Genomic DNA, 26,389 nt, shown 5'->3' with positions numbered 1-26,389 from the left:
GCTTTGATTTCACCGGTCCAAGTCTGCCCATAGATACCGCCTGTTCCTCAGCCTTGCACGCCATTCATCTGGCCTGTGACAGTCTGCGTCGGGGAGAATGCCAGGCGGCTCTGGCGGGGGCCGTAAATCTGTCTCTGCATCCGAGCAAATACATCAAACTGAGTACCTTGCAGATGCTGTCGCCCACCGGCCGCTGTCGTCCGTTTGCCGAGGGCGCCGATGGTTATGTGCCGGGTGAAGGGGTAGGGGCTGTCGTGCTGAAACCTCTGGCACAGGCGCTGCGCGATGGTCATCATATTTACGGACTGATTCGCGGCAGTGCGATTTCCCACGGTGGCAGGACTGCCGGATTTTCAGTGCCCAATCACAAGGCTCAGTCTGATACCTTTACCATGGCATTGCAGGCGGCCGGGATGCAACCTGATGATATCGATTATCTGGAAACCCATGGTACCGGCACCCGGATCGGTGATCCCATCGAGGTCAACGGCATAAAGGAAACCTTTCATCGGTTCGCTCAGGACGCTGATACCCCGACATTACTGATCGGTTCGGTTAAATCCAATGTCGGTCACCTCGAAGCCGCCGCCGGTATGGCGAGTCTGGCCAAGGTGGTGCTGGCCATGCACCATGGCCGGATTCCCAAAAGTCTGTATACCGAAACGCTGAATCCGTTGATCAGGTTTCAACAGTCGCCGGTGATTCCGGTGCAGGCACTGCAATCCTGGCCGGACAAACATGCGCGCGCCAGAACCGCCGCCATTGCCTCCTTTGGCGCTGGTGGTGCTAACAGTTATCTGATTATCGAACAGTATCTCCAAGCGGCTGTCATGACATCTTCTCATGGTCCGCAATGGATTCCGTTTTCGGCCCCGAACCGTCAGCAATTATTGCTATTAATGCGGCAATTTGCCGGGTATCTGAGTGCTCAGTCGCCGTCATTTGCGCTGGAACGACTGGCCGCCAGTCTGCAATGGGGACGTAAGCGTCTGGCCCATCGGCTGGTGGTACTGGCCGCTGATCCGGCCGAGCTGCATGAACGTCTGCTGATGGCTGGCAATGAAGATTCATTTGCCCGGTCCGGATTTTATTATGATGGCAAACAGTTGCATCCGGCGCAGATAAACGATGCACACCTGTTGCCGGCAGAGGCTCAGGCGTGGCTGACCGGTGAACTGCCGGTACGTGCGACGGATGCCCCGATACCCTGCCTGCCGTTTTTACCGGGTTATCCATTTACCCGCAAACGTTACTGGATCAACGCCGATCGCACCCCGGCATCACTGAGTCTGGCGCAACTCGCGGCGGATCATCAGCTATTGGGTGAGCCGGTGGTACCGGGCATGTATTACCTGAGTCGCGTCATTGAACAAAGCGATGCACCGCTGTGTGCGCGTCAGTTGAAATGGCTCCTGCCGCTGGTCTGTGAACAGCAGTCCGGTGATGCAGAAATCACCGCAGCACAACTGCACATCAGTGAACAGAATGGCGAGTGGCAGATCAGTCATGGAGACCGGTTACTGTGCCGGATGATGACCGCTGAGGCAGAGGAAATCGATCTGGATGCCTGCCGGCAGAGGCTGGTAACGGCCACACAGCAGTGTCGGCAAGAACTGGTTGTGGCGGATTGTTATCGGCAGTTACAGCAGATGGGCATTGCCTATGGCGACAGCCTGCGGGTACATGAACGCATCCTGCGCGCCAGCGGGGCCGTAACGGTGCAGTTCAAGTCCGGCACCGGGCGGCAGCTCACGGCGCTGCTCGATGGCGCGCTACAGGCTACCGCATTGCTGTTGCCTGTAGCGGCGGATCAGCAGATCAGACTACCGTTTGCGGTGCAGTCGCTGTGGCTGTCGGCCTCGCTGGCACAGAGCGTTGCGGCAACCCTAATCAGTCGCCCTGACCATACCTTTGATATCGGTTTTTTCGATGCCGAACAGCAGCTGACAGGGCTGTTACAGCAAGTCAAGCTGCTTGCCAGCGAGATCGCCACGGTGCAGCAGACTCTGGCGCAACAGCACCGGCAGCCATGGCTGCAGTTTGCATCCCGCTGGTGCGAGACACCGTTACCGATCTCCGCGAGCCAGGATGACGGAAGCGGTGAAGGCATCATATTGGCATTTGTGGATCAGCCGGCAGATGCCGTGATCAACAATAATCAGAACATCTACCGGGTGGTGCCGGGTACCACATTCAGCACTGAACAGCAGCTCATAACCCTGGACGAGCATCAGGATTCACATTATGTGGCGTTGGTGGAATACCTGCGCGAGATCTGCAAAACCCGGCAGACCACGGTATCCACGATTCTTTATCAACCTCGCAGTGGTCCGGATGGCCGGCATGGCTTTGCTTGTCTGCTCGATCTGATGCGTGCCTGGTATCGACTGAAACAGAAGGCCACGGTCACGGCGTTGTTTCTCTATCAGGCCGATCAGTACGCCGATGCCTGTGCGGTCACCGCGTTGGCCAAAACCGCCATGCTGGAGCTGCCGACGTTTCGACTGAAAGCGCTGGCCGTCAGCGAGACGGCTGACATCTGGTCCAACGGTCTGCGTGAATCCACCTCCGGCAGTGGCGTTCATGTCCGTTATGACGGGCAGCGGCGATACGAACAACGCACCCTGGCCACGGTGCCGACGGGTGTTGCCCACGGTGCCTTCAAACATCATGGCAGTTACGTGATCAGTGGAGGACTGGGCGGTCTGGGCATACTGTTTGCGAGACATCTGCTACAGCATTATCAGGCCCGTATTGTGTTGGTCGGGCGTCGTCCTGACAGCGCGGAGATTCAGATGCAATGCCAGTCGTTGCAGGCCCTTGGCGGAACGGTTGCGTATATGTCTGCGGATGTTTGTGAGACCGCAGATCTGCAACGGATCATTGCCACTGCCCGGCAGGCCGGAAACCTGAATGGCTGGATACACTGCGCCGGAGTAATCCGCGATGCCCTGTTGCCATTCAAGCAGCCGCAGCAGATTCAGGAGGTGCTGGCACCCAAGGTCACGGCGGTGGAACAGCTGTATCAGGCATTGCAGGGGCAGACACTCGATTGCGTTGTGCTGTGCTCTTCGGTCAGCGCCATGCTGGGCAGCAAAGGCCAGGCCGATTACGCCGCCGCCAATGGTTTTATGGATGGCTTTGCCGAACAGGTGTCCAGTCCTGCACAACCGTGGATTTCCATCAACTGGCCGTTGTGGCGTGAGGGTGGCATGCAGATCGCCGATAGCGATATCGCCGTAATCGAGCAGGCCGGGCTGGCGGTACTGGATACCGAAACCGGACTGGCGATGCTTGAGCATGCCGTCAGTTGCGGAGCTTCACAGTACATGGCCATGACCGGTCAGCAGGAAGTGTTGACCCGACGGCTGGCCATGGTAGAGCGTCAAGAGATGCTGCCGGCAGAGTCGGCTCATACGATTCAGAATCCGCCCGTTGCCACGATGGCGACCTTCGCGCCGGTCACGTCGGAGATGGCCAGTACCGGGACTGCCGAGATTGGCATCACTGACATCAGCATCGCGGACAGGGGAGTCGACAGCACTGTGATTCAGCGACAGCTGCGGCAATTGCTGTCAGACATCCTGAAACTTGACGATGACGATATTTCAGTGGATGAACCCTTTGAAAGCTACGGTATCGATTCCGTTCAGACCGTCACCCTGCTGGAACAGATCGAGGCGCGTTTCCAATTGACTCTCTCGGTGTCTGAGTTTTCTGACCTGAACACTCTGGAAAAACTGGCCGGCCACCTTGCCGCAGAGATGCCGGTGCCATCCTCGCCGATACCGACGGCGAATCCGGCAACCGCGCAACCGGCGGTGCGGCCGGACCGTGTTGCCGTCAGTAGTACCGTTGCACTCCAGCCAGCTGACGCTTATGACGGTATTGCCATTATTTCACTGGCGTGTCGGTTTCCCGGAGCAACTTCCGTGGCCGAGCTGTGGTCAGCATTGCAACGGCCGCAGCCGGCGGCGTCGATCCGCTACGGTGAGTTATGCCGGCAACGCGGGTATGACTGTGTCGCCGAAGTCGCAGATCTGCCGGTGCTGGCACTGCCTGACAGCGACGATAGCGAAGCTCTGGAGTTCACCATTCTGCAGCAATTGATGCAGGAGCTGATCGACCAGTCTGGCTATGCCACAGACTCGCTGGCGGAACAGAATGTCGGCGTCTACATCGGTGCCGGTTCCCTGAGCCGTACCGGCACGAGCCTGGAACAGCTGTTGCCGGCGTCGCTGGCCAGCCGGATCAGCCGCACGCTGGGACTGAATGGTCCGGCACTGGTATTGGACAGTGCCTGTAGCTCGTCCGTTTCCGCCTTGCATCAGGCCTGTATGGCCTTGCGCAGCGGGGAGGTGGACATGGCCTGTGCCGGCGCTGTGAACCTGCTCACCGATGCTCGCATCGTTGCCGCCATGGCCGCCAAAGGCATGCTGGCGACCGATGGGTTTTCACGCTTGTTTGATAGCCAGGCCCGGGGCTTTGGGTTATCGGAAGGTGCCGGACTGTTTTTATTGAAACGTCTCGATCAGGCCCGTCGCGATGGCGATAACATTGTGGCGGTGATTCGGGCGATTGGATTGCAGAATGAAGGCAAAAGCCAGAGCCAGGCGCTGCCGAATGTTAAATCCCTGCGCCGGCTGATGGCCCGTACCCTTGAACAAAGCCGGATCAGCACGACGGATATCGGCTACGTGGACATCAGTGGCGTGGGCGATCAGTTGATCGATGTCCTCGAACTGGAAGCCATCCGGCAGGTTTACGAGACCGGACAGGCGTTCTCCAATTGCGTCGTGACGGCCTCCAAATCCCACTATGGCACCGCGCTGTCGGCCAGTGGCGTGCTGTCTCTGCTGCGTTGTATTGCTGCCATGCATCAGGGGGCTATTCCGGGACAGCCACATATTCAACAGCTGCTGGCGCGTCTGCCGTTCACCGAACAGTGTTTTTATCCGGTGACGGAGAACACTGTCTGGCCGGCCGGCTCCCAGCCCCGCTGCGCGGTTATCAATAATATGGGCATGGGCGGTACCCATGGTCACATCGTGTTGCAGCAAGGGAGCGGCGTACTGGAATTTCCGGTCGTTGCGGATACGCCGGATGCCAACCGCTCACAAGCCGTCATTGCCGAACCGGCAGCGGCCGCCACGACCGAACACGCCTGGACCGAAACCCTGAGCCAGTGGCTGACCCGTCAACTCGGGCTGGAAAAACCGGTATCGGCGGATACCACGTTCGAACAACTGGGACTGGAATCGTTCCATATTGCCGAGTTGATGACGTTTATCGAGCAGGGCATGGCGACCACTTTGTCACCCTCAATCTTTTTCGATAATCCGAGTGTCCGGACGCTGGCCGCGTATGTGGCCTCACAATCAGCACATCCGCCGGCATCGATGCCGGTTACCCCACCGACAGTTGCCCGGCAGGATGTGCCGGTAGCTGATCCTCCGCATCCGCTTGAGCGCCATTCCGGGCAGCAGTCTGACTCTCCACCGGACACCACCATAGCCATTACCGGCATGGCCGTGCGCCTGCCCGGGGCTGATACCCTTGATCAGTTCTGGCAGATCATCCGTGATGGTCAGGTGGTATTTGCGCCGGTGTCGGCGACTCGTCCGCATCTGAATATCGGAGCGGTGCATGATCGTACGGCGGCGCTGTTAGCCGAGGTCCGCTATTTTGATGGTCGTTTTTTCGGGATCTCCCCACGCGAAGCTAACCTGATGGACCCGCAGTTACGGCTCGCTCTGGAAACGGTGTATCACGCGCTCGAAGACGCCAACCTGACGGCTGATATCCGCGGATCAGACACCGGTGTGTTCGCCGGTATCTCGTTTCGTGATTATGAACATCTGTTGCGCCATCACGGCGCTGAAGCCGTGGCCGCACATGAAAGTACCGGCAATGCCGCCAGCATGCTCGCCAACCGCATTTCCTACAGTTTTAACCTGAAAGGGCCTTCGGTGGCGGTGGATACCGCCTGTTCGTCATCGCTGGTGGCGTTGCATCAGGCCTGTAGCGCCATTCGTCAGGGTGAGTGCCGGCAGGCCATCGTGCTCGGTGCCAATCTGTTGCTGTCGCATCTTCACTTCGAACATATGGAGGCCCTTGGTGCTCTTTCGGCCACTGGCCGTTGTTCCGTATTTGATGCCCAGGCCGATGGTTACGTACCGGGTGAAGGTATCGTTGCCATTGTGATTCAGGCCGCTGCCAGTGATCAGCCGGTATCGCAGTCTTATGCGCTGATCAGTGCCAGTGCGGTCAATCATGCCGGTAAAACCAACTCCATTACCGTGCCGGGCATGGGGCAGCAACAGCGGCTGCTACAGCGTTGCTGGCAATTGGCCGGCACCCGACCGGACTATATTGAAACCCACGGCACCGGTACGCCGATGGGGGATCCCATCGAAGTCGATGCCATTGCCCGCGCCATGGCCGAGCTGGAGTACGACCACCGTGATCAGCCTTGCGCGCTCGGTAGCGTGAAAGCCTGTATCGGTCACACCGAAGCTGCCGCCGGGTTGACCGGACTGATCAAAACCGCACTGATGATTCACCATGGCTGGTTACCGGCACAACCGGCGTTCCAGCATTTGAACCCGAAAATTCAACTGCCCGAATCACTGTCTATCCCGCTAACGGGACACCCATGGGAAGCGATCCGCGAGCAGCGGGTGGCGGCCGTCAGTTCCTTCGGCTTCGGTGGCGCCAATGCCCATGTGGTGTTGCGTGGCGAACAGGCCCATCCGCCATTGCCGGTGGATGATGGTCAACCACAATTATTGATGCTGAGCGCCAGAACGCAGACGTCTTTGTATCAGCAGGCTCAGCGGCTGCAACACCATATTGAACAGGCCATTGAACCGCTGTCGCTGGCGGCCATTGCCCGGACTCTGGCTGTGGGTCGTGAGACCTTTCATGAACGGGTTGTGTTTATGGCCGATTCAACCGCGCAGCTGGCCCGGCTGCTGGAACAGTTTGTTGATCAGAACCTGACTCCCGGGCTGATCGGTCAGGGATCGGCCGAACTGGAACAACAGGCTCGCCGGTGGCTGACCGAAGATCTGCCTGTAGCTATGGAGCCCGGTCCTCTGTGCCGCTTGCCCGGTTATGCGTTCGACGGCGAACTGTGCTGGTACCAGGAACATGATCACGCAGAGTCACCCGCTCCGGTATTGCCGGTGACACGACAGACGCAACTGGCGTTATACCGTGATGAATGGGTTGCCTTGCGCACCGACAGCATGAGTGTGGCGGAAGGTACGATACTGCTTTGCAGTGGTGAGGCAATTAACGCCATCCGTGATCAGATTAACGGCCGCAAACTGAATGTGCCGGTTTCCGTGCTGGATCCGCAACGGCCTCTGTCCGGTATCGCGCCGGTAGCCGGTCAGGTGGTGAAGATTCTCTATCTGGCCGGTGAGCAGGATCGTCGGGCGCTCGATCAGGGAGACATGATGCCGGTGATGATCATGCTGCAAAGATTGCTGAGCGATATGGGCGAGGCGGTCATCGAGCTACTGTATGTTTCTTTGCAGCTGCCGACGCCGGCCAGTCACCGGATGATGTCTGGTCTGGCGCATGCCGTGTCGGGCGCGCGTCCGGGTTTGTCTATGCGCTGTGTCTTCGGTACCAAATCCTATGCCGATATCTGCCGTGAACTGTTTGCCGATGAGGCGCCGACCTGCGTCAGCTACCGCAACCGCCAGCGCGGATACGTCCATAAACATCTGATCAACCATGATGATCAGCGCAATCCCCACGGTTTTATCCGCCATGGCTGCTATCTGGTGACTGGCGGGCTGGGCAGTATCGGCCAGTTGCTGTGCCAGTATCTGGCCAGTGAGTATCAGGCCAATCTGATCATGATCGGCCGCAGTGCCGTCAGTGATCACAGTCAGTCGGTCTGTCGTCAGCTCAGTGGCAGCGGTCACGATGCGGTGTATTTGCAGGTGGACGTAACCGACCCCGAAGCGGTCATCGGTGCGGTGACCTATGGTTGTCAGCGTTTTGGCCAGATCGACGCCATTCTGCATGCTGCCGGCAGTTTGCATGAAGGACCGCTGGCGGATAAAACCGCAGCGAATTTCAGTGATATCTGTGCCAGCAAGATCCTTGGGCTGGAGCATCTGCTTGAAGCCGTGCGCCAGCTCGAACCCGCGCCGGCCATTTTTGCGTTTTCGTCGATTTCCGCCTGTCTGCCCAGTTCCCAGCTGGCCGACTACGCCATGGCCAATGCCTTCATGGATGCCAAATGCGAAGCCCTCAATGCCCAGGGAATGCAGGTGTACAGCCTGCAGTTTCCGTACTGGCAGGAAGGCGGCATGCAGACTGATGAAGTGACTCTGCGCATCATCATGCAGCAGACCGGCTTTGAACCATTGACCGCCGATGCCGGGTTGCGGGCCATCGATCAGGTTGTTGCCTGTCCGGATCAGCCGGTCACCCTGATTGCTTACGGTGATCAGTCAAAAATACAGTCGGTGCTGGATGATGCCGTGTTTTCCTGTCGTCTGAATCCGGCGGTGGCCGCACTGATGCAGCCCGCGGAGGCACCGGCCGTAGTGACGGTGGATGGCCTGGTCGATGAGCTGGTGGATCTCATCATGCAGGTATTGCAGTTGTCACAACGTCCTGATCCCGATGTCAGCCTGACCGATCTGGGTTTTGAATCCATCACCGTGATCGAACTGACCCGGCAGTTGCAGCAACGTTTCGGCATCGATGTCTCCGGCGCTGATCTCTACAGCTATCGTACCCTCGGTGACTATCTGGCCTATCTGCAACAGCAATACGGACAAACCCCTCATCGTCCACGCAGCGTCCATCTGGCAGCGGCTGCGACCGCCAGGGCAGATACCACCGTCAGCACTGAGAGCGTCAGAAGTGATGCTGGCGCCGTCGAGATTGTCGGCATGGCCGCCCGGTTTCCGGGGGCGGAATCGCTGCAACAGTTCTGGCAGAACCAGTTGGCCGGAGTGGATTGTATTGCCGCTGAGTTTCCGTCCCGAATGGTCGGACAACAACAGCCTCGTCATCAGGGCGGTGGTTTTATCGATCAGGTGGAATGCTTTGACCCCGCATTTTTCAATATGACCCAGGGTCAGGCAGAGCAGACCGATCCGCAGCAGCGGTTACTGCTGCAATGCTGCTGGCATGCCCTGGAAGATGCCGGCGTGGTGCCTGAGCAGTTAAATGGTGGCAAAGTCGGGGTCTTCATCGGCATTTCCAATATTGAATATCGCGAGGTGCTGGCGGCCTGCAAGCGTCATAACGGCCATAACGTCAGCGGTACGTCCATGTCCATGGCGGCCAACAGCCTGTCGTATTTCTTTAACTGGACCGGGCCGAGTGAGACCGTGGATACCGGTTGTTCCAGTTCGCTGGTGGCGCTGCACCGGGCCCGTAAGGCCATGGCCGATGGCGATTGCGACTGGGCCATCGTCGGGGGTGTTAACCTGCTGTTGAGTCGTGACAGTTTCAAAGCCTGTGAAGATGCTGGCATGCTGTCGCCCGATCAACGCTGCTTCACGTTTGATCAGCAGGCCAATGGCTATGTGCGCGGTGAAGGCGTGGGAGTGGTATTGCTGAAAAGTGACCGCGTAGATATGCCGGTGGCCGCACCCTATGCCAACTTGAACACCACTGCGATCAATCATAATGGCAAAGGTCAGAGCCTGACGGCACCGAGTGCGGTGGCGCAGAGTGAGTTGCTGCAACGGATTTATGCCCAGGCTGATGTCGATCTGGAGGCGCTGCACTATATCGAGTGCCACGGCACCGCCACGGAACTCGGTGATCCGATTGAAATCAATGCCCTGAAGCTGGCGTTTTCTGCTCTTGGCCGCTGGCCGTCGCGCTGTGGTCTTGGCACTGTGAAAACCCATATCGGCCACCTGGAATCGGCTGCCGGTATCGCCGGTATCATCCGTACCGCGCTGGCGCTGTATCACGAAAAACGCCCTGGCAACCTTCATTTCAAACATTTGAATCCACACATCAAACTGGCTGATACGCCGTTTTACGTGCAGCAGCACAACGAAAACTGGCCGGCGCATCAGGCTCGTATTGCCGGGGTCAGCAGTTTTGGTTTCGGTGGCGTCAACGCCCATGCCTTGCTTGCTGGTCGTCCGCCGTTACCGGCGACAGCCCTGGCATCTCAAGGACCATTGCTGTTTGTCTGGTCGGCGGCCACGACTGAGAGCCTGCAACAGACCATTGGTCGATTCAGCCAGTGGCTGGAGCAGCAACCGTCCAGCCTCAATCTGCACGATGTGGCCATGACACTGCTGCACCATCGCCATGTCCATGATGATCGCGCGGTGGTTGAAGCCGGGGATGCGCAGTCGTTGCAGCAGGCCTTGCAGCAATGGCTGACCGACCGTTCCGGTCCGCTACAGAGTTCTGATCAGCCGATTGACGTCAGCGGCTGGCAGCATGCCGATGTCGCTGCGAAGTGGTTGCACGGAGAGGCCATCCGGGCTCTGCTGCCGGCCACTGGCCATCGCATTCTGCATCTGCCCGGATATGCCTTTGCGCCGACCCGTTGCTGGCCCGATGACGGTGCGGCGGTATCCCCGGCAGCAGATGCAATCCCCCGGCAGGTGGCCGCACCGGCAGCTGCCGCCACGTTGACTGCTGTCATGAACGACGCCGATGTCCGGCAGGTGATCAGACAGGTATTTGCCGAAGTCACCCGGCAACCGGTCACAGCTGAGACCCCGGACCGTTACTTTGATGAGATGCTCATCGATTCGATTACCGGACTGGCCTTAGTGGACCGCCTCGCGGACCATTTCGGTCCGGTCAGCAAAACCTTGCTGTATGAATACAAGACCATTGCCGAGTTGACTGCCTATTTTGTCAGTCGCGGTGAGTCTGCTCAGGCCGGCGCTGTTGAACAACAGCCGGATGCGACCGACAACCATGCCGATGAGCGATCAATAGCGATCATCGGCATGGCCGGCCAGTTTGCCACGGCGGCAGATGTCGAGGCGCTGTGGCAGCTGATTCAGGCTGGTGAGTGTGGCGTCCGGGAAGTGCCGGCGGAACGGTTCGACTGGCGTCAGATTTACGGTGATCCGACCCTTGATGACGGCAAAACCAACTGCAAATGGGGCGGTTTTATCGATCATGTGGCGCGTTTTGATCCAACCTTTTTTGGTATTTCCCCGCGTGAAGCAGAGGCCATGGACCCACAGCAGCGGCTGTTCCTGGTCGGTTGTTATCAGGCCCTGGAGCACGCCGGTTATTCTCCTGCGGCGCTGAATGGTCAGCGTGGTGGTGTGTTTGCCGGTGTCAGTGCGCTGGATTATTCCCATGTGGCGGATCGTGCCGGTCAGTCCCGCAGCATGCATGTTGCTTCCGGTCTGGCCCATACCGTGGTGGCCAACCGGGTGTCTTATTTCCTCGGGCTGACGGGGCCGAGTGAAATCGTCGATACCGCCTGTTCCAGTTCGCTGGTATCCATTCATCGGGCGATGACGGCGTTGCAGCAGGGTGAATGCGATTTTGCCCTGGCCGGCGGTGTCAATCTGACCCTGACCGAAGAATTGTTCGTGGCGTTCGGGCAATCCGGGTTTTTATCTCCGACCGGGCGTTGTCATTCCTTTTCCGATCAGGCCGATGGTTATGTCCGTGGCGAAGGTTACGGCGTAGTGATGCTGAAGCCTCTGGCGCAGGCCCGCCGGGACGGTGATGAAGTGCTGGCAGTGATTCGGGCGTCCGGGGTCAATCACGGCGGTCGGGTGCGGTCTCTGAGCGTACCCAATCCCACCGCTCAGGCCGCACTGGTACAACAGGTCTGGCGACAGGCCGGTGTGCAGCCAGCGGATGTGGACTATATCGAAGCCCACGGTACCGGTACCTCACTGGGCGACCCCATCGAGATCGAAGGCCTGAAAAAAGCCTGTCGGGAATTGTCGTCGACGCCGGCAACCACACCCTCTATCGGTATTGGCGCGTTGAAAGCCAATATCGGGCATCTTGAAAGTGCTGCCGGAGTGGCCGGTCTGATCAAGATCCTGCTGTGCATGCGCCAGCAGCAGTTGCCCGCCATCGCCGGTTTCACCCGTGCCAATCCTTACCTGGATCTCGCCGACAGCCCGTTGTATCTGCTTGATCAGCCACAGCCGTGGCCGGTTGACAGTAACCGTCCGCGCATTGCCGCGCTGAGTTCGTTTGGTTTTGGCGGTACCAATGCGCACATGGTGATTCAGGCCATGGACGATGCTCTGCCATCAGATTTGCTGCCTGAATCCGGCGACTTCTATTTACCCGTCAGTGCCCATGACGATGCCTTGCTGCAACAGTATCTGCAAACCCTGCAACGGTTTTTCATGGCTTTACCAACCTCACAGTGGCCGACGGTCAGCCAGCTCGCCTACGTGTTGCAATCGGTGCACGACGCCCGTGAGTCGCGGGTGGTGTTCAAAGTGCAGGACTGCGCCGGATTCTGCCGGCAGCTCGCGTCGTATCTGTCCGGTGATCACAGTGTCACCGAAGCCACGGATGCGCGGTTGCAGGACTGGTTACAGGGTTCGACCGACGACTGGCCGTCAGCGTTGCGGGTTGAGCGTCCGGCCCGGCGGCTGACGGTTCCGAGCCGGCCGTTTGGTGGTGAACGTTACTGGCATGACGTTGCCGTCAATGCGGTCATACAGGCGCAGCCGATTGACGAAGAACAGCATTGGCGCGAAGTACTTGAACGTCTGGCCCACGGAGAAGTGGACCTGGACGAATCCTCTGAGGCGATTCAGTTATGAACCGCTCAGAACACGCAAACAGCAGAATTGGTACAGCTATGGGAATGATCGATAAAGACGCCATTCTGGCGGCGGTAAAGTCGGGTGAGTTAACAGTGGAACAGGCTGTCAGCCGACTAAAACAACTTCAGCAGCAGGGTGATGCCAGTCAGGGTGAACCGATCATGTACCGGCCACAGTGGCAAGCGGTGGCTGGCCAGCCCCGGCAGCAGACCAGACCAGTGCTGTTGATTACTGACGACTGGCAACAGCTTGAAGCTTGTCGCCAGCAACCTCCGGCACAGGTGGTGTTCTGGAACGGCACGCAATGGCAATGGTTCGAGCAGATTGATGGCACAGTCCGGCAGAGCAGAGCGTCACTGGATGAATTACTGGCGCTGATCGAGGATCTGCCACAACGGTTCGACGGCGTTTTTCTGATGACGGCTGCCGTTGCCGGGAGCCTCGACTTTATCGCCACGTCGCTGTTGCAGCTGGTACAGGGACTGGCAGCATTTGAATCCGCCCGGCCCAGCCGCTGGGTGATGTCGGTAACGGGAGCCTGGGGGGCCGCCTGTTGTGAAGCGCTGGCCGGTTTCGTTCGTGCCGCCCGGGTGGAGTATCCGCAGTTTGAGGCGTCAGTACTGCTGCCGGGCGATGAGTCGCCGGCCATCACAGTACTGCTAACGGAAATAGCGTTTCAGGCCCATCAGGTGGAAGTGCGCTATCAGAATCGTGAGCGGCAGGTACTGCGGTTGCAGCCTGCTGCTGTGAATACTTCCGGGTCCGTTGCCTGGCTCGCGGATGACGTTCAGGTATTGATCACCGGCGGCAACGGTGAGCTGGCCCGGGCGCTGGCATCACATCTGCTGGCCCACGGTCGTGTGAAGATTACCTTGCTGGGGCGTTCTGCGGCGGCCGAGCCGACTCAACAACTGTTACAGCGGTTTCCGGAGCGACTGCGGTATGTCCAGGCAGATATTACCGATCTCGCGGCACTGCAACCGGCCCTGGTCGAAGCCACTGCGCAGTTTGGACCGCGCCTGGTACTGATTCATTGTGCCGGGGTACTGGCTGACAGTTTTATCAGTCGCGGCAAGCCGGAACAATTGCAGCGGGTCATGGCACCCAAATACCAGGGTATTACCCGGCTGCTGACCGCGCTCGAACCTTATTCTCTGCAAGGGGTGGTGTTGTTTTCGTCGATAGCCGCCTATCTGCCACATTCCGGCCAGAGCTTTTATGCTTTGGCCAACCGGGCCATGGCGGCGGCAGCGATTCACCAGTTGGCGGCGGACATTCCACTGCAAACGATTCACTGGCCGCTGTGGGATGGCGGCGGTATGGATATCAGTGCCGAAGACAAGCGTCTGATGTTGCAGGAAACCGGCATGACACCGATGCCACAGGCATCGGGCTGGCAGTTCATGTTGACGGCCGGAGCCGGTAATTATCTGCTTGCCCATGGTCTGTCAGAACAGGTCACGGCATTTATAGCCGGCAAGGATGCGCTGGCACCAGCCGCCAGCGTGACCGCCGGACACGATCCGCAATGGGTAGAGCAACGCATTGTCGAAGCCCTGTGTGAAGCCACCCGTTTTCCTGCCCATAAGGTCAAGCCCAGATTGAGCCTGCAGGCCATGGGGCTTGATTCAATGATTATTACCCGCCTCAACGTGACGCTGGAAAAACTGTTTGGTGCGCTGCCAAAAACCCTGCTGTTTGATTGCCAGAACGTGGCGGAACTGACTTCAGCAGTGTTATCGCGGGTCGCGCTGCAAGACCCGGCTGAGTCGCCGGCGAATGCTTCTCCGGTGAGTCCGTTGACGGCGGAAGTGTTGCCACCGGCGACGATGACAGCAGCCAACCCGCCAGCCACTGTTACGAGTACGGTCAATCAACGCGATGTTGCCATTATCGGTCTGGCCGGCCGTTATCCCGGTGCTGCTGATTTATCGGAATTCTGGCAGAACCTGCTCGATGGCGTGGATTCGGTGACGGAGATTCCAGCCGACCGCTGGCCGCTGGAGGATTTTTACCGCCCCGATAAAACCCCTGGCTTCAGTTACAGCAAATGGGGTGGTTTTATTGAGGAAATCGATGCCTTTGATCCGCTCTTTTTTGCCATTTCGCCGCGGGAAGCGGAAAGCATCGATCCCCAGGAACGGCTGTTTTTACAGGAAGTCTGGCATGCCCTGGAGGACGCCGGTTATTCCCCGCAGCGATTGCAGGAATGCAGCCGTGGCGAGCAGCCCCGTGATCATCAGACCGGCGTATATGTCGGTGTGACCTCCGGGCAGTATCAGCTGTTGAGTGCGCAGGACTGGGGGCGGGGAGAGCGGCGGCTGTCGTCGTCGGCTTATTGGTCGATGGCCAACCGGATATCCTTCTTTTTGAACCTGCAAGGACCGAGTCTGGCGGTGGATACCGCCTGTTCGGCGTCGCTCACGGCCATCACTCTGGGGTATGAGGCGCTGGCTGCCGGACGTATCAAAATGGCCATCGTCGGTGGCGTTAATGTGAACATCGATCCCAGCCGTTATGTGGCGTTGTCGGAAATGGGATTTTTGTCCACCGACGGTAAATGCCGCAGCTTTGGACAGGGCGGTGATGGTTTTGTCCCGGCAGAAGGCATCGGCGCTGCGATTCTGAAACCGCTGGCCGATGCACAGCGTGACCACGACCGGATTTATGCCGTTATCAAAGGGGCTGCCAGCAATCACAGCGGCACCACCAACGGCTATTCGGTGCCAAGTCCGCAGTCACAGGCACTGCTGGTACAGCGGGCGCTCAAGGATGCCAATGTCCCGGCGTCGCAGATCAGTTGTATTGAAACCCACGGCACCGGCACCGCGCTGGGTGATCCTATTGAGGTGGAAGGGCTGACCCAGGCATTTCGAATGAGCAGCCCCGACATTCCAGCCGGACACTGTGTGCTGAGTTCGGTCAAAAGCAATATCGGTCATCTGGAATCGGCGGCCGGCATTGCCGGATTAACCAAACTGGCGTTGCAGCTGCACCACCAAACGTTGGTGCCATCGTTGCACAGTCAACCGTTGAATCCGGCGCTGAATCTGGCCGCAACACCGTTTACGGTGCAGACCCGTTGTCAACCGTGGCCGGCTTCCGGGCAGCAGCTACGCACCGCCGGGCTTTCTTCATTTGGGGCCGGTGGCAGCAATGCGCATCTGATTGTGCAGCAGGCTCCGGAGCGGATAACCACTGCACGCAGCAAAACCGTTGCGGTTCCGCTGGCGCTGTATTCCGCCAATAATCCCGCCGGGCTGGAACGACTCTGCCGGGCTCATCTTGAATGTTTACAAGCTCCATCGCCGCAATGGTCACTGGCCGATTATCTGTACAGTCTGCAAGTCGGTCGGGCGGCATTATCGACCCGGCTGGCGCTGCCGGCGCAGTCGGTCGAACAACTGATCGAACAGTTACGGGAGATACAGCAAAACGGCCTCAAACAGGATGCCAGGGTCAAGCGGCTGCTGGATCATGAGATCGACGATGAGGCTGTGGCACCGGACACCAACGTACCTGAAGAGCTGGCCCGACAATGGTTGCAGGGCAGCTGTCTGCGCTGGTCCTCGTTGTGGCAGGACAGTGGAGCTGAGTTCATGACGTTGCCGTTGTATCCATTCGCCCGGCTTAAACTGTGGTATCGCCCACGTCCTGAGATGGCAGAACCTGAGATGGCAGAACCGACGGCCGGAGTGCCTTCGTGTGAACCTGTTGACGATCAGCAACTGCGTTGGCAGTTGCCATTAAATACGCCGGTACTGGCAGATCATGTGATTCAGGGACGTGCCATTCTGAGCGGCATGGGTCATCTGTCCATGGTGCTGGCGTCGCTCAAACAATTGCGAATGGTGGCTGCCGATCTTGATGCTGGCTACCAGTTCACAGCGGTGCACTGGTTGCGTCCCCTCGCGGCCAAAAGCGGCGCTCTGGAATTTACCGTTGAACTGCGGCAACAAGCTGAAGAAATTCATTTCCGGATCAAAAATGCTGCTGATGAACTGGCTTCATTTGGACGCTTTTCCCTGCTGGCAGATGCAATGCCCAACAACGAATCATCTGTCAGCGATCAACCGGTAGACAGTCAGCAACAGCACTGTTCCGGTGCTGAGCTTTATCGCGATATGGCGGCTGTCGGATTTAATTATGGTCCTTACTATCAGGGCCTGAAGCAACTTCATTTCGGTACCCGGAACGTGCGTTTTGAACTGGCTTCTGTGACGCAGCCGGATGCGTTTCCGGCCGGTTATATCGATTCCATGCTACAGGGTATTTTTACTCTGCATCGCCAGCGCGATACCACGCCGGCGATTCCATTCAAGGCGGCCCGTATCCGGGTCTGGCAAAAGCCGTCATCGGTGGTTGCCGGAACGGTTTCGGTGTTGTCCCCGCAATCCTCTTCCGAGCAGAATGGTGAACATGTTTACCATATTTCCGGAGTGACGGAAGGCGGGCAGACAGGTATTGAATTTGACCGCTTTGTGTCGCGCTCGGTTGATCAGCCGGACGATCAGACGGGCACCGGTATTCTGGCGCATTGCTATCTGCCGACCTGGGTTGCGCAGACACAGCCGGAGATGCTGAAAGTGCTCAGGCCGGGTAGCCGCCATGTGGTGGTGCGCAGTGATGATGACAGCGTTGCTCAGACAGAATTGCTGACAGCCCTGACCCGCGCATATCAACACCAGCTCATTCAGTCATTGCACACAGTGCCCCTGCATCAACTGACCACTGCCAACGAGTCATTACAACAGGCCGACCACATCTGGTTTCTGGCCGGGCTGTATCCCAAACGCTATTGCCTGGCCGATGGTGAGTTTGTGCAGGACCGCTTGCAGGCATCACTGTTTGGGTTTCTGACGCTGACTCAGGCGCTGTTACGGCATCGAGGTCGCGAGCAGACGCTGTTGCTGCTGACCAATAATGCCTTCCGGGTGCTCGACAATGAGGTCAATTTCAATCCGCTGGCCGCGGGTCTGGTGGCCTTTGCCAAGTCGCTTTCCAATGAAGCCGGCCATTTGCATCTGTATCAGCTGGATATCTGTGCTGATGAACCGAACACCACCGTCGAGCCTGATCAATTGTTTCTGGCCGACAGCCGCTTGCATGCCTGTACGGCGGCTCTGCGGCAGGGGCGTTTCTATGCCGAAAAATTTGCCCCGTTTGAACAACACGCCACCACCAGCTCACTACCGCCAGCTTTCCGCCATCACGGAGTCTATCTGATCATCGGTGGTGCCGGTGGTCTGGGATTGGCAACCGCCCGGTATCTGCAACAGCACTGTCAGGCCCGGGTGATTCTGGCAGGGCGTCGCAGCCATGCCAGCATCGATGCCGGCATTGTGGGTGATTTTGATTATCGCCAGTGCGATATCAATCAGCCCGACAGCACCAAAGCGTTGATTCAGTCGGTATTGCGTGATTACGGCGAGCTGCATGGGGTGATTCATTCAGCACTGATTCTGAATGACACCACGATTGCCAATATGAGCGCCGATGATCTGCAGGCAGCGCTGTCTGTCAAAGTGACCGGAACCATTCATCTGATGGAGGCTCTGATTCCGGTGGCCCTGGATTTCATCCTGTTTTACTCCTCATCCATCTCCCAGACCTGCGGTCCGGGCCAGGCCAATTATGCGGCCGGGTCACTGATGCAGGATGCGCTGGCCGGATATTACAGCCGGATGCTCGATGGCATTCGGGTGATCAACTGGGGCTTCTGGCACCAGATTGGCGTGGTGGCCGATGAATTCTATCGCCAGAGAATGAGCCGGAAAGGGCTGATCGGCATCGACCTGGACGAAGGTCTGGTGGTGCTGAATCGGATACTCAGTGGTGATGAGCCGCAAATTGTGGCGTTAAAACTCAATCAGCAGGGCATGGATAAATGGCAGCCCTACTTAACGAACGTGGCGCAGGAGGTTGTTGTGGAACCACATCAGAACAGAGAAGGAAATGGACAGTCACTGACGGCTATCTGGGCGTCCCTGAAGCCGGAATTCAATTATCAGAAGGCATTGTTACTCAATCGTTATTGCCATGCCCGGATGCTGGCATTGCTGCAACAACAGCAGCTGTTTCTGCATGCCGGTCAGGTATTCAGCGAGGCGCAGATTTGTCAGGCCTTGTCGATGCAGCCCGGTTTTGAGTCGTTGCTGCGCGCCATGCTGGCGATGCTGGAACGGGGTGGCATTCTTGTCGCCGAAGGCGGTGGCTGGGCACTGGCGGCCACCGATATGCAAGCCATCAGTCGTGAACAAGTGCTGGCGGTGAATCCCCATGCCCAGGGACATATCCGCCTGCTGGACCATTGCCTGCAACAGCTGCCAGAGTTACTGGCCGGCCATAAGTCCGATACCGAAATATTGTTTCCGGGCGGATCCGCAGAGCTGGTTCAGGCGCTGTATCGTGATAATCCCATCTCCGATGCCTGCAACGAAATGGTCGCCGAAGCGGTCAATCAGCAGATCGAAGCGTTGCTGGCGGCGGGTCAGGAACGTATTCATATCATTGAGATTGGTGCCGGAACCGGCTCCACCACGCAGCGGGTGCTGGCCCGTATCCGTGGGCATCAGCATCGCCTGGTTTATCACTTTACCGATTTGTCATCACATTTCGTGGCCCAGGCCCGGCGCACCCTGGTGCCGGAGTATCCCTTCGTTCAGGCCGGAATATTTGACGTGGCTGCGGCAGACATCGAACAGGAACGCCAGCGCGCCGGTATTGAACGTTGCGACATTCTGCTGGCTTCGAATGTGTTGCATGCCACTGCCGATATCGATAGCACTCTGCGCAACTGCACCCGGATTCTGACCACTGGCGCGCGGCTCATCATCAATGAAGTGACCGAAAACTGGGACTTTGTCACCATGACTTTCGGTCTGACCAAAGGCTGGTGGCTGTACCGCGATGGTGAGCGGCGAATGCCGCATTCACCGTTGTTGTCCTGTGACATGTGGCAGCAGGCGCTGTCGCGTTGCGGGCTGAAGCAATTGCAGTTTTTTGGTGGGGGAGCAGCGTTTTCCAGTGCCGAACAGGAAGCTCTCGGGCAGACCGTGATGGTAGCGGAAGTGTCCGAAATGGTCGCTGCGACCGCAGCTGTAACTGTCTCGACCGCCGCAGAAGCGTCATCCAGCCGGGCAGCGGTGAACGCCGTAGTGGACGATGGCTTACGGCAGTATCTGTTGAGCACATTTGCCAAGGTACTGAAGATTCCGGTCGATGAACTGGATGAGCACGAGAGCTTCCAGGCCTTTGGGCTGGATTCGATCATCCTGCCGGAAATCCTGAACGGGTTACAGGAACGCTATCCACAGCTGACACTGGAACAGCTTGCGGGTATCGATTCCATCGCCGAAGTGGCTGCCATGATCGGCGCTTCGATTTCTGACACCACTCCAGTGACGCCCGCCGCCCAACAACCTCAGCAGAATACTTATGCGCAACAAAGCATTCAGCGCACAGAGGTGCTTCGCAGCGAGCCGTTGCCCGTCGTTCAGCAACCTGTCGTCACGCCCTCACCAATGCCGGATCGGGTGCCTGAGCAGCAGGTGGCGATTGTCGGTCTGGCCGGTTATTACCCGCACGCCGATGACATGCCGGCTTTCTGGCAGCAGCTCTGCCAGTCCGGTCCCCTGGGGGGGCCGATGCCGGCTGCCCGGCGACATTCTGATGCCGGGTACGCAGGCCATAACAACCACGATCACTACGCCACCTGGCTGACCGGGGTGGATGAATTTGACAGTCTGTTTTTCGGTATTTCGCCACGCGAGGCTCCGCAGCTCGATCCGCAGCAGCGGTTAATGCTGGAGGTCTGCTGGCACGCCCTTGAGGACGCCGGCTATCACCCCGATACCTTGGCGGCCGGTAAAAATCACTTCGGCGGGCAGTCGGCAGTAGGTGTTTTTATGGCCTCCATGTACCAGCACTACGGTCAGCTGGCGGCCGGTTACTGGGCCCAGGGAAAACCCGTGGCAGCGGAATCCGGGTTATGGGCCCTGGCTAACCGGGTGTCTCACAGTCTTGGTTTGACGGGTCCTTCCATGGGCGTTGACAGCGCCTGTTCCGGGGCGTTGTCGGCGATCAAACTGGCCTGTGATGCCATTCGTTCGGGCGAGTGTGCGGCGGCCATTGCCGGAGGTGTTAATCTGATTCTGCATCCCGGCCATCATCAGGGCCTGCAACAGGCGCGCATGCTGGCGGAGGGAATGGAATGTCATCCGTTTGATTCAAGTGCCGGCAGCGGCATGTTGACGGGAGAGGGAGCCGGTGCGGTATTGCTGAAACCCTATCAGCAGGCGGTTGCCGATGGCGATCATATTTATGGGGTCATTGTCGCCGCTGCCAGTAATTTCAAAGGCCAGACCCATGACGGTTTTGCCGCGCCTGACAGTGCTGCCGAATCGGCCCTGATGAGCCAGGCACTTGCGCGTGCCGGTATCGATATTGACCGGCTCGATTATCTCGAAGTATCTGCAACCGGAGTGCCACGCGGCGACGCCGCAGAAAGCGAGGCCATTGCCCGTTTTGTCGATGTCAGTGGCAAGCGTACCCCGACCATGCTTGGCACGGTCAAACGCCAGTACGGCCATCTGGAAGCGGCATCCGGCATGGCTCAGCTGAGCAGGGTGTTGTTGCAGTTTGAGCATCGCCAGTGGCTGCCCAGCCCCGGTGCTCAGGTGCCGCCGGAACTGGCGCAGCGGCAGTGTCATTTCAATGACCGTCTGCGCGACTGGGAACACCCGGACCGCCCCTGTTATGCCGCCATCAATGCCTTTGCCGCCGGTGGCAGTAATGTCCACCTGATCCTGCGCAGTGAAGTTACGGCCACCGCCGACAGTGGTCACCACGATGATATTAACCGGGTGATTCCATTATCCGCGCGCAAACCGGAACAACTACAAACGATGGTGCAGCGCTTGTGTGAACGGTTGCAAGGTCAGGATATCCAGGATATCGCCAAAGTCGCCTTTACTCTGCAACGGGGCCGGCGTTCGTTCAAGTATCGGGTGTTGTTCGTGGCCGACTCCGTCAACGACCTGCTGCGCCAGGCCGAAATATGGTTAGCCCAAAAACAATCTGCGCAGACCGATGTTTCGGTGTTGAGCGGATCGTTGCAGACCGATGCGCAACAATGGCTGGCAGGGGCAGAGATCAATTGGCTGCGGCATTATTCCGGTTCTGTGCCGGGGGTGTTGCCGTTACCTGGCTACCCATTTGCCCGCCAGTCATATTGGTTAACGCCGGAAACGTCTGTGCCGCAGAGTGCATCTGTGCACGACCAGCAATCACATTCACAACCTGTTCTCTCAACCTCTCAACAAGCGAGTCCCATGGTGAACGCAGCAGATCAATCCCGTATGACCCGGACAATCATGACACTGATTGCCGAACAACAGAGTATTCCGCTGGCTGAGATTGAGCCGGATGGCCGTTTCGAGGAGTTTGGTTTTGATTCCATTTCTTATGTCGAACTGGCGGAGAAACTGCAACAGGCATTGCAACTGAACGTGGATGCCACGGTGTTTTATCAATGCACCAACATTCCGCAACTGAGCCGCTGGCTGGCGGATCAGCAACCGGATCAAGTGGTTGTTTCGCCGCCGCTGCCGGCCGCTGCGGAGGCTGTTAAACCACCAATGCCTGAGGTGTCAGCTGTGTCTGTGCCGACACAATCTCAGACCAATGAGCGGGATATCGCCATTATCGGCATGTCCGGCAGATTTCCGGGTAGCGAGGATCTGGAAGCTTTCTGGCAGCATCTGCTCAGCGGTGATCAATTGGTCACCGCCATCCCTGACAGTCGTTTTGATGCCAGTGGCATCCGCGTGGACGAAACCGGCACTACGTATAACAGCGGCGGTTTTCTGGATCATATCGATCAATTTGATAATGAATTCTTCCAGATTTCCCCGCGTGAAGCGCGACTGATGGACCCGCAGCACCGGTTGATGTTGCAAACCGTTTATCAAGTGATTGCCGATGCCGGTTATCACCATAAACATCTGGCCGGCAGTGATACCGGTATTTTTGTCGGCGTTGGTGCCAACAGTTATGGTCAGCTGCTGATGGATTGCGGTGAAGAGGTGGATGGTCTGCTGGCCACCGGTAATGTCCACAGTGTGCTGGTCAACCGGATTTCCTTTCTGCTGGATATCAATGGTCCGAGTGAGCCGGTGAATACCGCCTGTTCGAGTTCGTTGGTGGCGGTGCATCGGGCGGTTCAGGCGATTCGCAATGGTGAGTGTCAGTCGGCCCTGGTCGGCGGAGTCAATCTGATTATGGATTCGACCGGTCATGAAGCATTTGCCAAGAGCGGCATGCTCTCGGCCAGTGGCCAATGCCATACCTTCGATGCCCGTGCTGATGGTTATACCCGCGGCGAGGGTTGCGCTGCCTTGTGGCTGAAGCCCTTGGCGCAGGCGCTGGCGGACGGTGACCACGTTTATGCCTGTATCAAAGGCAGCGCTGTCGGTCATGGTGGTCGGGCCACATCGCTGACCGCGCCCAATCTTCACGCTCAGGCCAGAGTCATCCGTCAGGCCTTGCAGGACGCCCGCATCACTGCCGATCAGGTCAGCTACGTCGAAACCCATGGCACCGGCACCGCGCTGGGGGATCCGGTCGAGATCAATGCGCTGAAAACGGTGTTTGGTGACAGCGATATGCCCTGTGCCATTGGCGCGGTCAAAACCAATATCGGCCACCTTGAAACCGCCGCCGGTATTGCCGGACTCATTAAAACCGTGCTGTGCCTGCAGCATCAGCTGATCCCGGCAATCAGCGGACTGAAGGAAGTCAATCCGCTGGTGGACTTAAGTCGTTCCTCGCTGTATCTCAACCAGTCCTTGACGCATTGGCGTACCGCACCAGGGTTGCCACGCACAGCGGGTATCAGCTCATTCGGTTTTGGTGGTGTTAATGCCCATGTCATCGTGACGGAAGCAGCGCTACCGGAAATCCCCGAATACAGCGGTTTTGAAGGCCCCTGCATTGCCACGTTCAGCGCGCTGTCGGATACCCGGTTACGAGCCTTTGTACAGCATTTCAGGACGTGGCTGGGTCATCAGCAACAGATCCGGCTGGCGGATATCTGTTTTACTCTGCAAAGCGCCCGCAGCCAGGACCCATGCCGGCTGGCCTGTGTCGTCTGCGATGTACATGAGCTGGTGGCCGCGATGGACAGTTATCTGCAAGGGCAACATGATGAAATGACCGGAGTATATGTCAGTGGTACGGATCAAACCGCTCTGAACCGGCTGCTGGATCCGGCTGATCTGAGCTCTGTGGTCGATAACGTAGTGCGGCAACAGAACTGGGATAAACTGGCGCGTCTGTGGGTCAGCCAGGTACCGGTCGCATTGCCGTGTCAGAATGATGGCCGGCGCATCTCCATTCCGGCGGTCCCGTTTGAGGAGAAATCCTATTGGCCGAATCCTGCCGGCAAACAGAGCAGTATTGGTAAGCAGAACAGCACAGCCGCACCGGAGACGGTTGAGCCAGCCCGGCAAAGTGCGCCCGAAGTGGCAGCACCTGCACCGGTGGCCGCCGTGGAATCCAGTCAGCCGGTCCCGGCGGTTGCAAATGTTACTGTCGAGCCGGCGGAGCCCGCTCCTGTTGCTGCTGCTGTGATTGTCAGCGCCTCAGAACCGGCATCGCCCTTGAGTTTCCGGCAGCAGATCGAACAGCAGTTGAGCACCATCATCCGCGAGGCCCTGGATATCAGCAGCGAGGCCATGCGGGCTGACAAGGCGTTTCCGGAATATGGTATCGATTCCATCATCGGCCTGCGCATCATGCAGAAAGTGCAGCAGCGTTACGGTGATAACATTTCGATGTCGGCAATCATCGAAGAGCCGACCGTAGCACGTCTGAGTGCCTACATCGAAGAGCATACCACCGTCGAGGCAGACCGTTCGGAGGTTCCGGCCGTGGCCGGCAAACGTGAAGTCATCAATGTCCGGCTCACCCGTTTCGGCACCTCTGCCAGCAACACCGTGTGGTTGTTTTTACCGGATGTCAGTGGTGAACTGACCTGGGCTCTGAACTGGATGAATCATTCTCAGGATGTGCAGATGTTCGGACTGGAATGGCGACTCAATGATCGCATCGGTTCGATGGCGGAGTTGCTGACGGCCATTACCAACAATGTCAGCGCGATTCAGGCTGACGAACTGGTGATCCTGACCAAAGGCCATATGGCCGGTTTTGCCGTCGGACTGGCACAGACCATTCAGCAGCAGTTGGATAGTGCTATTCATCTGAAATTTATTGATCCCAAAAACGTCTCCGGACTGGAACAGACTACTTATCTGGCGGAACTCGCGAATACCTGCGCGGTGGTCTGGACCGGCCGTCTGAATGAACAACTGGCGACTCTGAATGAGGCGCAGCTGATTCATGAAATTCAGCGGATGGCTGAAGAGGTAATGCCGCGAACCGCATTTGATGGCTGGTTCGATGGTCTGATGACCACGGTGCAGTGGTCGTTACCCCTGTTGAGACAGTATCAGCCCCCGGTCTGGGTCAATGCCCATGACAGCGAGATCGTGCTGTCTTACGAGGCTGAAGAAATCAATCTCGCCAAGGTATTGGTTCCGCCGGCCATTGTATTGCGGCTGAATACCACAGAATGCCTGAGCATGCTGGCAGTGGAGCAGTATCAGCAGATCTACACTGTTCAGCCGCCGTCGCAGCAACATGATTTCCCGCTGGTATTTGTCAACCGCGAAGGCACGCATACGCCCACATTCTGGGTCCATACCTTGTTCGGTGATGTGTCTTTTACCCTGAACCTGGCCCACCATCTGGGCAAGGCCTGTCCGGTGCTCGGCATCGAACAGTTTACCGTGGAAGGGGAGTTGCACTTGCTGCCGACCATTGAACAGATGGCCTCTCACTACATTGAAAGCATTCAGACCGAACGCCCCAAAGGCCCTTATATCATCGGTGGATATTCCTTTGGCGGGGTGGTGGCCTATGAAATGTGCCGGCAGCTGACCGCACAAGGAAAAGCCGTAGAGAAACTGATCATGATCGATTCGTTTATGCCGAATACGGATACCTTCAATGCCATCGATATTTCCAATGTCGAAGTGGAAAATTTTGATGTCATGGCGTTGCTGCTGGTTGCCAATAACTTTGGCCGTCGATTCAAGATCGATGCAGAACTGAAACTGGAACACGTCGATGGCATGCCCCTGAGTCAACAGATCGATGTAGTCAGTCGCTTTCTGCAAACCGGTAAAACCAATCTCGGTTACCAGGAGATTTACCAGTTGGTGGAAAACAACTACAACACCATTCTGACCAATAATGACGCATTGTTGTCCTATCAGCCCAAGCCGCTGGCAGATTCTGTCGAGGTGTTGATGTTTCATGCCACACAAGGATTTATCGCCAAAGACAATATCTATGGCATGCCGGAGGTGCGCATCAACGTAGAGGATCGTACCAACGGGTTTGCGTCATATGTGAGTGGCAACATGCATATCATTGATGTGGAGGCGGATCATTATTCCATCTGCCACGACCGCAAACTGATTGAGATTTCCAAAACCATACTGGATGACATGGCAGATGCACGTTCTGCCCGGTCTTCCGGTCAAAATCGATAA

At 57.8% G+C, this 26,389-nt stretch carries 2 protein-coding genes (1 of these 2 running past the window's edge); both read left to right on the top strand.

Translation table 11 applies throughout. The annotated features are described in order from the left end of the window. On the top strand, window positions 1-12,770 hold the 3' portion of the coding sequence (locus YC6258_RS16715; RefSeq protein WP_044620134.1) for an SDR family NAD(P)-dependent oxidoreductase. 1,801 nt of this gene lie to the left of the window's left edge; the window shows 12,770 of its 14,571 coding nt (coding positions 1,802-14,571); its start codon lies beyond the left edge, outside the window; the stop codon is at window positions 12,768-12,770. After that, window positions 12,767-26,389 (top strand): SDR family NAD(P)-dependent oxidoreductase, encoded by a 13,623-nt coding sequence (locus YC6258_RS16710; RefSeq protein WP_211264551.1) that lies wholly within the window; start codon window positions 12,767-12,769, stop codon window positions 26,387-26,389. The genes YC6258_RS16715 and YC6258_RS16710 overlap by 4 nt, the downstream gene beginning before the upstream one ends.

The sequence above is a fragment of the Gynuella sunshinyii YC6258 genome (assembly GCF_000940805.1).
In the GTDB taxonomy this organism is placed as follows: Bacteria; Pseudomonadota; Gammaproteobacteria; order Pseudomonadales; family Natronospirillaceae; genus Gynuella; species Gynuella sunshinyii.
The sequence above is the reverse complement of the archived record's forward strand: the minus strand, read 5'-3'. Positions and strand labels throughout refer to the sequence as shown.